9 protein-coding genes and 1 pseudogene are annotated in these 13,920 nt (G+C 64.1%); 3 read left to right on the top strand and 7 right to left on the bottom strand.

Translation table 11 applies throughout. The features are described from left to right. Window positions 1-63 precede the first annotated feature (63 nt). Complete coding sequence (gene scpB, locus CDV46_RS00840) at window positions 64-1,227, bottom strand: SMC-Scp complex subunit ScpB (RefSeq protein WP_087721512.1); 1,164 nt, start codon at window positions 1,225-1,227, stop codon at window positions 64-66. Window positions 1,228-1,708: 481 nt separating this feature from the next. On the opposite strand from scpB, the gene fnr reads away from it, so the two are divergent. Together fnr and CDV46_RS00850 are read left to right on the top strand one after the other, a co-directional pair. Beyond that, window positions 1,709-2,443: a fumarate/nitrate reduction transcriptional regulator Fnr gene (fnr, locus tag CDV46_RS00845; RefSeq protein ID WP_087688870.1), complete on the top strand. Its 735-nt coding sequence runs from the start codon at window positions 1,709-1,711 to the stop codon at window positions 2,441-2,443. A gap of 222 nt (window positions 2,444-2,665) precedes the next feature. Further along, complete coding sequence (locus tag CDV46_RS00850; protein WP_087721513.1) at window positions 2,666-3,100, top strand: YybH family protein; 435 nt, start codon at window positions 2,666-2,668, stop codon at window positions 3,098-3,100. A 120-nt stretch (window positions 3,101-3,220) separates the two neighbouring features. On the opposite strand, the gene CDV46_RS00855 is transcribed toward CDV46_RS00850, so the two are convergent. Beyond that, window positions 3,221-4,177 (bottom strand): LysR family transcriptional regulator, encoded by a 957-nt coding sequence (locus CDV46_RS00855; RefSeq protein WP_087721514.1) that lies wholly within the window; start codon window positions 4,175-4,177, stop codon window positions 3,221-3,223. Between the two features lie 136 nt (window positions 4,178-4,313). Between CDV46_RS00855 and CDV46_RS00860 the strand changes: the two genes are divergently transcribed. Then, a complete protein-coding gene (locus CDV46_RS00860) occupies window positions 4,314-5,330 on the top strand; it encodes a zinc-binding alcohol dehydrogenase family protein (protein WP_087688873.1) in 1,017 nt (338 codons plus the stop codon). A gap of 100 nt (window positions 5,331-5,430) precedes the next feature. Here CDV46_RS00860 and CDV46_RS00865 read toward each other — a convergent pair whose 3' ends face one another. The 5 genes and pseudogenes from CDV46_RS00865 to hrpA form a co-directional block, all read right to left on the bottom strand. Next, window positions 5,431-6,270 (bottom strand): competence/damage-inducible protein A, encoded by an 840-nt coding sequence (locus CDV46_RS00865; protein WP_087721515.1) that lies wholly within the window; start codon window positions 6,268-6,270, stop codon window positions 5,431-5,433. A 202-nt stretch (window positions 6,271-6,472) separates the two neighbouring features. Beyond that, window positions 6,473-7,414: an EI24 domain-containing protein gene (locus CDV46_RS00870; RefSeq protein WP_254915886.1), complete on the bottom strand. Its 942-nt coding sequence runs from the start codon at window positions 7,412-7,414 to the stop codon at window positions 6,473-6,475. 116 nt (window positions 7,415-7,530) lie between these two features. After that, window positions 7,531-8,514: pseudogene (locus tag CDV46_RS00875) on the bottom strand (sterol desaturase family protein); the annotation flags it as partial. Window positions 8,515-8,577: 63 nt separating this feature from the next. Next, complete coding sequence (locus CDV46_RS00880) at window positions 8,578-9,588, bottom strand: YVTN family beta-propeller repeat protein (protein WP_087688876.1); 1,011 nt, start codon at window positions 9,586-9,588, stop codon at window positions 8,578-8,580. Between the two features lie 204 nt (window positions 9,589-9,792). Further along, a complete protein-coding gene (gene hrpA, locus CDV46_RS00885; RefSeq protein WP_087688877.1) occupies window positions 9,793-13,899 on the bottom strand; it encodes an ATP-dependent RNA helicase HrpA in 4,107 nt (1,368 codons plus the stop codon). Window positions 13,900-13,920: the final 21 nt, after the last annotated feature.

Here is a 13,920-nt window from a genome sequence, read left to right on the forward strand (position 1 = left end):
ATGCCGCGGCTTCGTTTTTGTCGCTAACGGCCCTGTGCGAACCCGGCGCGATGCGCCGGAGCCTCAGGTACCGGTGACGAGATTCTTGTCGTCCCCGCCGTTTTCGTCGTCGTCCTCGTCCGCACCGGGCAAGGGCTGCCCGGATGCGGCTTCGTTCGCCGCCGTGTCGGCAGCGTGCGGGGCCACATCTTGCGTTGCCGGCGCGGCGGGATCGGCCGCCTGCGTCGTCACGTGCTGCATATCTTGCGGCGGATCGTTGTCGATCGGTGCCGCAGCTTCCGAGTCTTCGGAATGTTCCTCATGCTGCTCGACAGCGGCATCGATTTGTCCGGCATCGACCGGATCACTGTCCAGTGCGTCGACCGACTCCTCGACGTGCTGATTAACCTGCGCATCGTCCTGCTCACTGACGTGCTCAACGCCCGCGAGTTCCGTCGATACCGGCAAAACACCGTCTTCACCCTCGGCAATGACTGCATCGAGCAGTGCGTCGTCGGTGAGTGCCTGCGCCGCCTCCGACACCGGCCGCTGGTCTTCCGGCACGCCCTGGGCGAGCGGCAGATCGTCGGCACGGGCTTCGGCCAGTCGGGCCAGCGCCTCGGCATCGGCGACCGGCGCATCGTCCGAGGTCGCCTCGTTATTGCTGTCTTCGCCTTCGGCACGTTCGCCGAATTCGATGTTCTGTTGCGCGAGCAAATCGATTTGCGCCTGCGCCGCCGGGTCTTCCAGCGGCGGCAGTGCGTCGAGTGCACGCAAGCCGAGATCGTCCAGGAAATCCTTGGTCGTCGCGTACAGACCAGGGCGTCCTGGCACGTCACGATGGCCGATCACCTCGATCCAGCCACGATCTTCAAGCTGCTTGATGATCTGTGTATTGACCGTCACACCGCGAATTTCTTCAATATCGCCACGTGTGACCGGTTGACGGTATGCAATGATCGCCAGCGTCTCCATCACAGCCCGCGAGTACTTCGGCGGCTTTTCCGGATTGAGGCGATCGAGATATTCACGCATGCGCGGACGGCTCTGGAAACGCCAGCCGGTGGCCAGAGCCACCAATTCCACACCTCGGCCATCCCATTGCACGCGGATTTCCTCGAGCAGCGCGCGCACCGTATCGCCTGACACGGTGTCATTGAAAAGCTTTCGCAGATCGCCCACCTTCAGCGGCTCTTGCGCGCAAATCAACGCGGTCTCGAGGACGAGTTTCGCCTCTTGGGTATTCATGTGCGACTAAGCAGACCGGGGGCTTGGCGACCCGGCATCAGGAATAAATGGATGCTTGGAACACGAGAAACGGTCGTAACCGCTTCGCATAAGCGCGCGCCCTTTTGTGTTCGGTCGTAGTGACGGCGGCGCGACCTGGATGCTTCGAAACGACCTGCCGGGAAAACGCCCAGGCCGATAGTGCGGCGAGACGGACGTCCGGTATGTGCGCAATTATTACTGAAACACTGTCGCCCGTAAAGCGTCGTCGATATGTCTGGGTCCCGCGCTCGCCCTTACCGGCCGGGAGAATGCCGCCATCGCCCCGCCGGCCGCCATTTGCCAGCCTGCGGCGTCTTGTCGCATTCGCACACGGCGCGGACCGACACAACCCCTCAAACGCCCGTTCTGCGCCCCTATCGAGTCCAACAGGCCACGCCGTCGTTTGAAACGGCGGGTAGACGCACCATGGTAAACTTCTGAAATAACTTCAAGGGCATTCATGACCACCGAGATCGGACGCATTCCAGTCGCTCAGCCGCGTTGTTCCACGTGTTCGCTGGGGCAGTTCTGCCTGCCCGTCGGCATTCCGGCACCCGAACTGGAACGACTGGATGCACTCGTGAGCGAGCGCCGCCGCCTGAAAAAGGGCGAAGTGCTCTATCACGCCAACGATGCGCTCAACGCCGTCTACGGCATCCGTTTCGGCTCTCTCAAGAGCTGCGTTACGGCACCGGACGGGCGCGAGCAGGTCGTCGGCTTCCACCTGCAAGGCGAACTCATCGGCCTTGATGCCATCGCCGACAACCACCACCCGAGCACCGCGGTCGCACTCGAAGACAGCGAACTCTGCATTGCCCGTTTTGGCGAACTGGAGACGCTCTCGCGTCAGGTACCCACGCTGCAACGTCAGATGCACCGCCTGATGAGTCAGGAAATCCGCAACGAACACCAGCAGTTGCTCGCGCTCGGCACCATGCGCGCCGAAGAGCGTCTGGCGGTATTCCTGCTCAACCTGTCGGAGCGTCTGGCCGCACGCGGCTACGCTGCCAACGAATTCGTGCTGCGCATGAGCCGCGAAGAAATCGGCAGCTTCCTCGGTCTCAAGCTCGAGACGGTGAGCCGGCTGTTCTCCCGCTTTGCCCAGAACGGCATGATCGAAATCCGCCAGCGCCACGTCAAGATCATCGACGCCACCGCTCTGCGCACACTGGCTGGCGCCCCCTCCGCCTGCTAAGAGCGGCTTGCGCGCATAACCAATAAGCTACCGGTCGACTGGATCGCCCGCCTTGCGCCAGATCAAGAGTCGCGTAACGTCGATGACGACGCACGCGATTCGCGACACAGGCCGGGCGGTGCGCGCAGGCGTTCGACAAGCCCGGGCAAACCCTCCATAATCGGCGCGTTCGCCGTCCCGCCACCTGTGGTCCGGCGCATCACCCCGACGGAGGCCGCCGTAATGCCCGCAGCCATTTTTCTGAGTCCGGAAGACGCCGAGCACGCTTATTACGAAGCGCTTCGTGCCGGTGACATCGATATCCTGATGAACGTGTGGTCGGAAGACGAGGAGATCGTCTGCATTCATCCGGCCGGTCCGCGCCATGTCGGCCCTGCGGCCGTGCGCACGAGCTGGCGTCAGATTCTGTCCAAAGGCGGCCTGCAATTGGCCGTCAGTCATCTTCAGGTCGCACACAACCCGCTGTGCGCCGTACACAACGTGCTGGAACAGATTTTGGTGGAAACGCATCCCGAAGCGCGCTACGCGTTTGTGCTTGCCACCAACGTCTATCTCAAGGAAGCCGACGGCTGGCGCCTCGCCCTTCACCACGCGAGCCCCGCCATCGGTCACGAAGATACCCGCTCGCCGACGTCTCACTCGCATCGCCTGCATTGACTTCGTCGGCACGGACTTCGGCTGCACTGACGTCGCCTGCATTTCACCGCCTGCAGCTAGTCGGACGGGTAGCGCCCCCCACCTGCTCGCCGACGACGGCCGACTCCCTGCCTCTACGGCTCACACGCCCGCGTCCGTGGCGGCAGAATCGTCCTGCGTGTCGTCCTGCGCGTCGTCTTGGCTGTCCCAATAGGGCGTAGGACCGAAACGCGCCTGAAGGAAATCGATCAGCGCATGTGTTTTCGGCGGCACGAAAGCGCGGCTCGGGTACACCGCCCAGATTGCGACTTCATCGGCCAGCGGATACGCCGACAGCACCGGCACCAGTTCGCCGCGCCGCAAGTACCCCCCGATATCCCACGTCGACTTGGGCGCAATACCCAGCCCCGCCACCACGGCGTCACGCAGCACTTCGCCGTTATCCGACGACAGCCGCCCCGTCACCCGCACACTGAGTGCGCCCCCGGATGTCATGAACCGCCAGTCACGCTGATCGCCCAGCGTCAGACAATCGTGCCCGGCCAGATCACCGGGGTGCTTCGGCGCGCCGCGGGCGGCAAGGTAGGCCGGTGACGCGCACAACACGCGCCGATTGGGCGCGAGCTTGCGTGCAACCAACGTCGAATCACGCAACGCCCCCACGCGAATCGCCAGATCCACACCCTCCTCGATCAGATCGACCACACGATCGGTCAGCCGGAAATCCAGCGAAATCCCCGGGTACTGCGCCAGAAACGCAGGTAGTGCAGGCGAAACGTGTTGCCGCCCGAACGACGACGAACACGACACCCGCAAGCGCCCCTGGGGTGCCGCAAGCCCCTGCCCGACCGACGCCAGCGCCTGCGCCTCTGCCATCAGCAACGCCTGCGCCTGCACGAGAAAAATATCGCCTTCCTGCGTGAGTGCCACCCGACGCGTCGTACGATGAAACAAGCGCGCGCCGAGCACGGCTTCAAGTTGGGTGAGCCGTGTACTGGCCGCAGCAGGCGACAAACCGCGTTCGCGGCCCGCAGCAGACACGTTTCCCAGTGCCGCCACCCGCACGAACAACGCGACAGTCTCCAGGTCCAACGACATTTATCGCCTTTTCAAAAAAATCTTTTCTGCATTATGCGGATTATCAAAGTAATCGACCAGTCGTAATCTCTCGTCATCATGGTCGGCGCTGGTTAGCCTCAGGGCGAAGCGCCTTGCCCTTTCAAGGAGAAAACAGATGAAAGCTGTCGGATTAACGCGTTACCTGCCCATCGACGACCCCAAGTCGCTCGAAGACGTCGAACTGCCCACACCGACTCCGGCGGGCCGCGACTTGCTGGTCAAGGTCGAGGCCATTTCCGTGAACCCGGTCGACACGAAGGTCCGTGCCCCGAAAGACCGGGTGGAAGACGCGCCGCGCGTGCTCGGCTGGGACGCAGCGGGCACCGTCGCCGCCGTTGGTCCGGACGTCACGCTCTTCAAGGTCGGCGACCCGGTGTACTACGCGGGCAGCATCACGCGCCCCGGTGCCAACAGTGAGTTCCATTTGGTGGATGAGCGCATCGTCGGCCACATGCCGGCGTCGCTCGACTTTGCGAATGCTGCGGCGCTGCCGCTGACGACCATCACCGCTTGGGAAGGCCTGTTCGACCGCCTCGGCATCGCCCCGGACGGCAGCGACGAAGGCAAATCGATTTTGATCGTCGGCGGTGCCGGGGGTGTCGGATCGATTGCGATTCAGCTAGCGCGGCGTCTTGCCCGGTTGAATATCGTGGCGACTGCCTCGCGACCCGAGTCTGCCGACTGGTGCCGTCAGTTGGGTGCCCAAAACGTGATCGACCACTATCAGGACATCCCTTCGCAACTGCAAGCGCTCGGCTTGCGTCATGTGGATTTCGTCCTGTGCCTGAACGACACCGACAGGCATTTCCCCGCGCTGGCCGAAGCCGTCGCACCGCAGGGCAAGATTTGCTCGATCGTGGAGAATTCGGCGCCGCTGGAAGTCGGTTTGCTGAAAAGCAAGAGCGCCACGTTCGTGTGGGAATTCATGTTCACGCGGGCAATGTTCGAAACGCCCGACATGATTGCGCAGCACAAGCTGCTGACCGAAGTGGCACGACTGGTCGACGCGGGCACGTTGCGCACGACCGTCGGTGAGGTGCTGGGTCCGATTAACGCGGTCAATCTGCGCCGCGCCCATGCGCAGTTGGAAGGCGGACGCACCATCGGCAAGCTGGTGCTGGCAGGATTCTGAGCCCGGTATCCGATAAAAAGAAAGGCGTTTGCGCACGATTGCGCAGACGCCTTTTCTACATCCTGTTCGCGACAACGCGCGGGCACCCGCCCCGCCCGCTTCACTTCGTCGTCGGCACCGTCCCTTCAGGCAACGCCACCGCTTCGGCCGGATGGATGATCTCGCCGCCCAGCGCGTTCACACCGGCCACCAGCCGCTCAAACGCTGCGCCAACCTGCGCCGGGTCGCCCTTCACCCCGAGATCGATGTGGCGCCGCGCATAGACCGCACCGCGCTCGGCATCGCCCACGCTCGGCAGGCTGAATACCTTGATGCCGTCATATTCGGCTTCGATGGCTTCCATCAGCGGCGTCAGCGTCGACTCCGCCAGCCCGAACACCAGCACCGAGCGCTCGGCGTGTCGCGTCAGATGATGCAACTGGGTGTAATACGTGTCGAGCACCCACGCCATCATCGGCCACGCCATCACCGGGAAACCCGGCATGAAATGGTGTTGTTCGACCGAGAAACCGGGAATCTTGTTGTACGGATTGGGCAGGATGCGCGCGCCGACCGGAAACTCGCCCATCTTCAGACGATGGCGGTTGTCGGGGTTCGTCATGTCGGCACGGCCGTCACCGCTCGTGTCTGCAATGCGTTCCATGATGAGCGCCTCGGCTTCGGGCGTGAGGGCCAGCGGCACGTTGAGCGCCGCCGCCGCGCACTGACGCGTGTGGTCGTCGGGGGTGGCGCCGATGCCGCCGGTCACGAACACGACGTCGTCGGTCGCCAGCGTGCGGCGCAGCGTGGCCGTGATGCGCTCGGGATCGTCGCCCACATACTCGGCCCAGCCCAGTTGCATGCCGCGTTCGGCGAGCAACTCGATGATCTTGGGCAGGTGCTTGTCGTGGCGACGACCGGAGAGGATTTCGTCGCCGATGATGATGATGCCGACCGCCATGATGCTTCCTTTGTGTTGTCTTGCCGACGCGCTCGCGTTGCTCGTTTTGCCCGATGCAGCGCGCCGTCGGCGCTTGGGGGAGGGTCTTGAATCCGGACCGCGGCCGTCCGGCCCGCTGGACGTCCGCAGATCAACGATTGTGCCACTTTCGCGGCTAATCGTTACAGCACTTGCACACGAGCGTCGCCCGCTCACTGCCGCGTCACCGCCCTTCCGGCGGCGGCAGCATGGGCGGCGCACCCGAGGTGCCCGAAGCACCCGCTGCGCCCGCAGCATCGCCACTTTCGTGGGTCAGCGTCGTGGCGGCCGGCAGCACGGTGCCGTGAAGCGTCGGTTCGTGATGGGCGGCCTCTTCGATGCGCAACCGCGAGAGCGCGCGCAGGCAGTAATGCGCGAACCACAGCGCCGAAAACACGAAGATCACCACGTAAAGCCAGATCGCCAGCAACGCAATGACCGGGAACAGCACGATCATGATGACCGACGACACCCACAGCAGCGTCGGCAACGAGCCCAGCAGCCCGGTCGCCACCCCGATGACCAGCAGCGGCAAGCGTCGTTCCCGCACGATCCGCTTGCGCTCCTCCGCACTCGCGTGAAACGCCAGCGCGTCGTAAGTCATGACCCGATACGTCAGCCAGCCCCACAGCAGCGGCGGCACGATCGCGAAGAACGGCGGCACGAGCCACAGCGGCAACGTCACGAGTGCCGCGATGAGAAAGATGACCGTGGCGCCCAGCGACTGGCCGAGGCTGCCCCAGAACGAGCCGCCCTTGCGCGCTTCCAGATGAATGAAGTGCCGGCGCGACAAATGCCGCAATACGGCCGGCATCGACCAGCCGGCGATCAGCAGCAGCGCGGTGACGACGATCAACGGCACGAGCAGCGCCACGAGAATGAACGGGGCGAGCGCCATGCGCACGCTATCTACGCCGAAGTAGCCGAAGAACCGGTAAATCCACTGCGTGAACTCCCACTGCTCAAGCCACAGCCGCAGGAAGTCGGTGAACGGCTCCCAGCCGAACCAGATCACGGCCCCCCAGATCAGGCCGGAAACAAAAAAGGGCATCGCCGTGAGCCACAACATGCGCGGGTGCAGCAGGCTCACGAGCGCGCGGCCAAGCGCGCGAAGAATATCGTTCATGCAGATTCGGTGCGGTCAGTACGGGAAGCGGATGGACGGCCATCGCGGTCATTACGACCGTTGGGACCATTGGTGATATCGGTGACACCGGTGACACCGGTGACATTGGGGCCATTCCGGCGAGTCGGCCGCAGGCTTCTGGCCATGCGTTTGAGGCCGAGCCATTGCTGGGCCCAGAACCCTTCGCCATAGTCGGCCGAGCGGCCGGCCGGCGGCGGCAGTTGATCGCGAATGCCGGTCGCCACGGCGGCGGACGAAAAGTCTGCCGTGCGAAACGCCATATCCCACCAAGGGAACAGCACGCCGAAATTGCAGCCGCGATGGCGCCCCTCATGTCCGGCGCCGATGGCGTGATGGCGGCGATGGAACGTCGGACTCACGAGCCACCGCTCACCCAGCCACCCGAAGCGCAGCCGGGTATTCGCATGCTGCAAGCTTTGCAGCCATTCCGACACGGCCACGAGCAGCACGAACTGCACCGGGCTCACGCCGATCAGGATCGCGATGGTCGCAAAAAACGCGGCCTTGATCAGATCGTCGAGCAAATGGTTGCGGTTATCCGTCCAGAGCGACATTTGCCGCTGGCTGTGATGCACCGCGTGCAGCGCCCACCACCAGCGGAACGTGTGGCCCCAGCGGTGATACCAGTAACCCGCAAAATCGAGGATCAGCAGATAGATCAGAAAACTCGCCAGCGCGTGATCCGTCACCCCCGGCCAGACATCTTCCAGATTCAGATTGACGAAACCCATCAGGCGCAGCCACGACTGCAAGGCGTCAAAGAGCGGGCGGAACGCGAAGAAGAACACCAGATTGACCAGGCCAAGCCGGTGCACGAGCGTGTAGAGCACGTCCACACGCACGGCGCGCCGTTCGCGCCATGCTTCAGCGGGCGCAATGGCTTCGAGCGGGCGCAGCAGCACCAGCATGAGCACAATCTGGAGAACGCCGATGAGGAAGAACTGCACGGCGTCGTAAGCATCGTCGGCGAACGACATCAGCCCGGTGGCGAACAGCACGGGCTGCACGATGCGGGTATAGATCTCGGTCTGCGCCGCCGAGAAGGCGGCGTAGAAACCGTCGACCAGCGTTTCGAACATGGAGCGGGGCCGGGCGGCACGGGGACACCCGGTCAGAGAAGCCGTTGCGGCAATGCCCCGATGTTACAGCACCGGCGCGCGGTCGTAGAAGTAGATCCCGTGCGGGGAACGGCCGACCGGAATGGTGTTGATCAGCTTGCGCGACGCGAGGTCGATGATGCCGACCTTGCGCGCCCAGCGGAACGTCACCCACAGCGTCTTGCGGTCCGCCGAGAGCTCCATGTCGTCAGGCCCCGGCAGCAGGCCGGTGATGTCGCCCACGTTGGTGAGCGCGTCCTGATCGATGATGCTGATCGTGCTCGATACACGGTTCGAAATCAGCACGTGCTTGCCGTCGGCCAGCGAGCGGAAGTTGTGCGCGCCCTTGCCCGTCGGGATCGTCTTCACGACCTTCTGGTTGCGCCAGTCCACCACAGCCGCGTAATCGGCACCGGTCATGCCCACCAGCAAGTACTTGTCGCCGGGCGTGAGCCACACCCCTGCCGGGCTGTCGCCGACCTTCATCTTCCAGATCACTTTCTGGCTGGCCAGATCGATGGCGGCCACTTCGTTCGACTCTTGCAGCGAGATGAACACGAGCTTGCTGTCTTGCGTGAAGACCAGGTGGCTCGGCATCTTCTTGAGCGGAATGCGCGACGCTACCGTCAGATTCTTGCCGTCGAACTTGTAGACGTCCACGCGATCCAGACGCAGACCGTTGGCGACGAACCACTTCTTGTCCGGCGAAAAACCGATCTGATACGGGTCTTCGATGTTCTCGATCTTGCGTTGAATCTGCCCCGTCTTCGGGTCGAGGAACACGAGGTTGTTGCCCACCGAGTTCGCCACGATGAGCGACTGGTTGTCGGGCGTCGCCATCAGGTGATGCGGTTCCTTGCCGACCGGAAACGTCTGGATGACCTTCTGGCTGGTCTTGTCGATCAGGCTGACGCTGGCGTCGCCGGAATTGAGCACCACCACCACGCCGTCCGGCACCGCTGCGGGCGCGGCCGGTGCGGCCACGGCCGCCGGCCCGGCAAGCGCCGTCAGGCCGAAGGAAGCAGCCAGACTGGCGGCGATCAGGAATTTACGCATTGCGAAATCTCTCGGGAAAAAAGAGTCACTGAAGAGTCTCTGCGAGGTCGCTGCGGGGCCATCGTCTGGCCGCCGCAGCGTCGCGAAAAAGTTTCGCTATTGTAGGCTGGGAAATTGCCTAAGCGCGCGCCTCACCGGCGCTTTTTTGATCAGACGAAACAGTATCTCGACAGTTCCTGATGTAGCGCAAACCGGCACGGGCAATCAGCGTTGCAACGCCTCCCAGACCTTGTGCAGACGCTTGACCGACACCGGCATCGGCGTGCGCAGCTCTTGCGCGAAGAGCGATACCCGCAGCTCTTCGAGCAGCCAACGGAACTCCTCCAGCCGCACATCGCCGTGGTCGCGGCGCTGCGACGTCGCCCGTTGCCAGTTTTGCAGCAGCGGGCCCAGTTCGCTCATCGCACGTGCATCGCGGGCCGGGTCGGCCTTGAGCTTGTCGATACGCGCCGCCATCGCCTTCAGATAGCGCGGGTAATGGGCCAGTTGCGCGTACGGCGTGTCGATCAGGAACCGCTTGCCGATCAGACGCTGCAACTGCGCCGTGAGGTCGGCGTAGGCCTGCGCAAACGGCTTGGCCTGCGCCAGCTTCTTCTGCAAGGCCGCATATTCCGTGAGAATCAGCCCCGCCAGCCGCGCGATCTCCTGCGCGAGCAGCGTGAGCCGGCCGCGCCCTTCGTCCTTGCGCGCGACGAACGAGGTGTTATCGCTCGGCCACGGCAATTGCAGGCAGGCGCGCTCCAGCGCGAGATCCACGATCTGATCGCGCAACTCCTCCTGCGTGCCCAGATTCATGTACTGCATCGCCATCTGTTGCAGGCCGGGGATGTTCTTCTCGAGGAATTTCACCTGTTCGCGCAACTGAATGGCGAACAGACGCCGCAGCCCGGCGCGGTGCTGACGCTGGGCTTCATCGGGGTCGTCGAACACTTCCAGATCGCAGTGATCGCCACGATCGACGAGTGCCGGGTAGCCGAACAACGTCTGCCCGCCACGCCGGATTTCGAGCATTTCGGGCAGTTCGCCGAAGCTCCACGTCGTGAGGTTGTCGTATCGGCCCGGCTCCACCGCTGCCGCAGACGCGCCCTGCCCGGCACCCGCGCCGCGCGAGGCTGCGCCCTTCGCACCCCCAGCAGCCCCCGCCGCGCCGGTCATGTCGCCCTTGCCAGCCTGCTTGGCAGACTGACGGCCACCGCCATCGCTGCCCGCACCACTCGCAAGCACGCCAGTGGGCGTCGTGCCGCTCTTTGCCGCGAGCTCTTGGAACGTACGCTGCGCCTGCTGACCGAGTTCTGCGCGCAATTGCGCGAGATTGCGGCCCATGCCGAGTTGGCGCCCGTGCTCGTCGACGATCTTGAAGTTCATCGTCAAGTGCGCGGGCAGCATCTCCAGCTTGAAATCGCTGGGGCTGAGCATGACACCGGTCTGCTCGCGCGCATCGGCCATCAGCGCGTCGAGCAAAGCCCCCTGCCCGAACGTCGCACGGTCGACAAACCCCGCCGCGTACTCGGGCAACGGCACGAAGTGACGCCGCAACTTCTGCGGCAACGACTTCATCAACAGGTGCGCTTTTTCCTTGAGCATGCCCGGCACCAGCCACTCGCAGCGGCGCGCGTCCACCTGATTGAGCGCGAAGAGCGGCACGGCGAGCGTGACACCGTCGCGCGGCGAACCCGGTTCGAAGTGGTACGTCAGCACCATCTCGATCCCCGCGATGACCGTCTTTTTCGGGAACAGATCGGTGGTCACGCCGGCCGCTTCGTGGCGCATCAGGTCGTCACGCACCAGATACAGCAGCTTCGGCGTGCCCTTCGCCGTCTCGCGATACCAGTGCTCGAAACTCGTGCCGTCGTAGAGATCCTCCGGCACCTGTGCGTCGTAGAACGCGTAAATCAGCTCGTCGTCGACCAGCACGTCCTGCCGGCGCGACTTGTGTTCCAACTGTTCGATGTCGGCGATCAGCTTGCGGTTATGCGCGTAGAACGGCAGCTTGGTTTCCCATTCCCCTTCCACCAGCGCACTGCGCAGGAAAATCTCGCGGGCACGACGCGGATCGCGCGGGCCGAAATTCATCCGGCGGCGCGCGTAGATCGTCAGGCCGTACAGCGTGCCACGCTCGTAGGCGGTGACCTGCGCGGCCTTCTTTTCCCAGTGCGCGTCGGACAGCGAGGTCTTCACCAGATGCTTGCCCACGCGCTCGATCCATTCCGGCTCGATGCGGGCAATGCAGCGCGCATACAGGCGGCTCGTCTCGACCAGTTCACCGGCCATCACCCAGCGGCCCGCCTTCTTCACCAGCGACGACCCCGGCCAGATATGGAACTTGATGCCGTGAGCGCCGAGGAAATGCGGATCGTCGTCGGCCTTGCAGCCGATGTTGCCAAGCAGACCGGCGAGCAACGCGAGGTGCACCTGTTCATACGTCGCTTCCGACTCGTTGAGGCGCCAGCCCTGCTCGCGCACCACCGTCAGCAACTGGCTGTGCACGTCGCGCCATTCGCGCAAGCGCAACTGCGAGAGGAAGTTCTCGCGGCACGCCTGCCCGAGCAAACGGTTCGACTTCTTGTGCGCAATCGCCTCATCGAACCAGCGCCACATCTTGATCCACGAGAGGAATTCGGACTTCTCGTCGGCGAACTTGCGATGGGCGTTATCGGCGGCGTCCTGCGCCTCGATGGGCCGATCGCGCGGATCTTGCACCGCCAGTCCGGCGGCGATGATGAGCACTTCGCGCAGCGACTGCTGATCTCGCGCGGCGAGAATCATGCGGCCGACGCGGGGGTCGAGCGGCAAACGGGCCAGCTCGCGCCCGAGCGGCGTGAGCTGATTGGTGTCGTCCACGGCACCCAGTTCGTTCAGCAACTGGTAGCCGTCGGCGATCGCGCGGCCCGGCGGCGGCTCGATGAACGGAAAGTCCTCGACCTTCGCCAGACGCAGCGATTGCATCCGCAAAATGACGGCGGCGAGCGACGAGCGGAGAATTTCCGGGTCGGTGAAGCGCACGCGCGACTGGAAGTCCGCTTCGTCGTACAAGCGGATGCACACGCCATCGGCCACCCGGCCGCAACGCCCGGCGCGCTGGTTCGCCGCCGCCTGCGAGATCGATTCGATCTGAAGCTGTTCGACCTTGTTTCGGTAGGAATAGCGCTTCACGCGCGCGGTGCCTGCGTCCACCACATAGCGAATGCCCGGCACCGTGAGCGAGGTTTCCGCCACGTTGGTGGCCAGCACGATGCGCCGCGCGTTCGACGCCTTGAACACGCGCTCCTGGTCCGTCGCCGAGAGGCGGGCGAACAACGGCAGAATCTCCGTGTGCGGCGGATGGTGCTTGCGCAGCGCCTCGGCGGCTTCGCGAATTTCGCGCTCACCTGGCAGAAACACCAGCACATCGCCCGAGCCTTCACGGCAAAGTTCGTCCACGGCATCGACGATGCCATCCATCAGATCGCGATCGCGGTCTCGCGCGCTGGCGCGGCTGCCCTCGCGCCCTTCCGCGTTGGCAATGCGGGCGTCGTCCTGAATCGGGCGATAGCGCACTTCCACCGGGTACAGGCGGCCACTGACTTCGATCACCGGCGCGGGGTGCAGCGTTTCGCCGTCCATCGTGCCGAAGTGACGGGCGAAGCGGTCCGCGTCGATCGTGGCCGAGGTGATGATCACCTTCAGGTCGGGCCGGCGCGGCAGCAGTTGCTTGAGGTAGCCGAGCAGGAAGTCGATGTTCAGACTGCGCTCATGCGCCTCGTCGATGATGATGGTGTCGTACGCACGCAACAGCGGGTCGGTCTGCGTCTCGGCCAGCAGAATGCCGTCGGTCATCAATTTGACCGACGCGCCATTCGAAAGCGTGTCGTTGAAACGCACCTTGAAGCCGACGATTTCGCCGAGCGGGGTGTTCAATTCGTCGGCGATACGGCGTGCCGTGGCCGAGGCCGCGATACGGCGCGGCTGCGTGTGGCCGATCAGGCCTGTGCCGCCCGCACCCAGCCCGCGACCGAGCGCGAGACAGATTTTGGGAAGCTGAGTGGTCTTGCCCGAGCCGGTTTCGCCGCTCACGATCACGACCTGATGGCCCGCGATGGCGCGGGCGATCTCCTCGCGGCGGCCGGACACCGGCAGCGCTTCGGGAAACTGAATCTCGGGAATTCGGTTGGCGGCGGCCTGCTTCGCGGCCAGCCGCTCGGCGTCGCGTTCAGCCCGTTGGGCGGCCGTCATGCGGCGTTCGCCGGCATTCTCACGTCCGCGTTTAGGTCCCGCAGCCGGCACTGTCGGCTTCGGGGGCTTAGATTGTCGATTTCGTTCATCACTTGCCATGGGCGCGCATTATATAATCTG

Source organism: Pandoraea sp. PE-S2T-3, from assembly GCF_002179965.1.
Lineage (GTDB): Bacteria > Pseudomonadota > Gammaproteobacteria > Burkholderiales > Burkholderiaceae > Pandoraea.

Coding starts and splice junctions, on each gene's coding strand:
- CDV46_RS00850 (WP_087721513.1), top strand. CDS start 2,666: ATGCCCGCAGCCATTTTTCTGAGTCCGGAAGACGCCGAGCACGCTTAT.
- CDV46_RS00880 (WP_087688876.1), bottom strand. CDS start 9,588: ATGCGTAAATTCCTGATCGCCGCCAGTCTGGCTGCTTCCTTCGGCCTG.
- CDV46_RS00870 (WP_254915886.1), bottom strand. CDS start 7,414: ATGAACGATATTCTTCGCGCGCTTGGCCGCGCGCTCGTGAGCCTGCTG.
- CDV46_RS00860 (WP_087688873.1), top strand. CDS start 4,314: ATGAAAGCTGTCGGATTAACGCGTTACCTGCCCATCGACGACCCCAAG.
- CDV46_RS00865 (WP_087721515.1), bottom strand. CDS start 6,270: ATGGCGGTCGGCATCATCATCATCGGCGACGAAATCCTCTCCGGTCGT.
- fnr (WP_087688870.1), top strand. CDS start 1,709: ATGACCACCGAGATCGGACGCATTCCAGTCGCTCAGCCGCGTTGTTCC.
- hrpA (WP_087688877.1), bottom strand. CDS start 13,899: ATGGCAAGTGATGAACGAAATCGACAATCTAAGCCCCCGAAGCCGACA.
- scpB (WP_087721512.1), bottom strand. CDS start 1,227: ATGAATACCCAAGAGGCGAAACTCGTCCTCGAGACCGCGTTGATTTGC.
- CDV46_RS00855 (WP_087721514.1), bottom strand. CDS start 4,177: ATGTCGTTGGACCTGGAGACTGTCGCGTTGTTCGTGCGGGTGGCGGCA.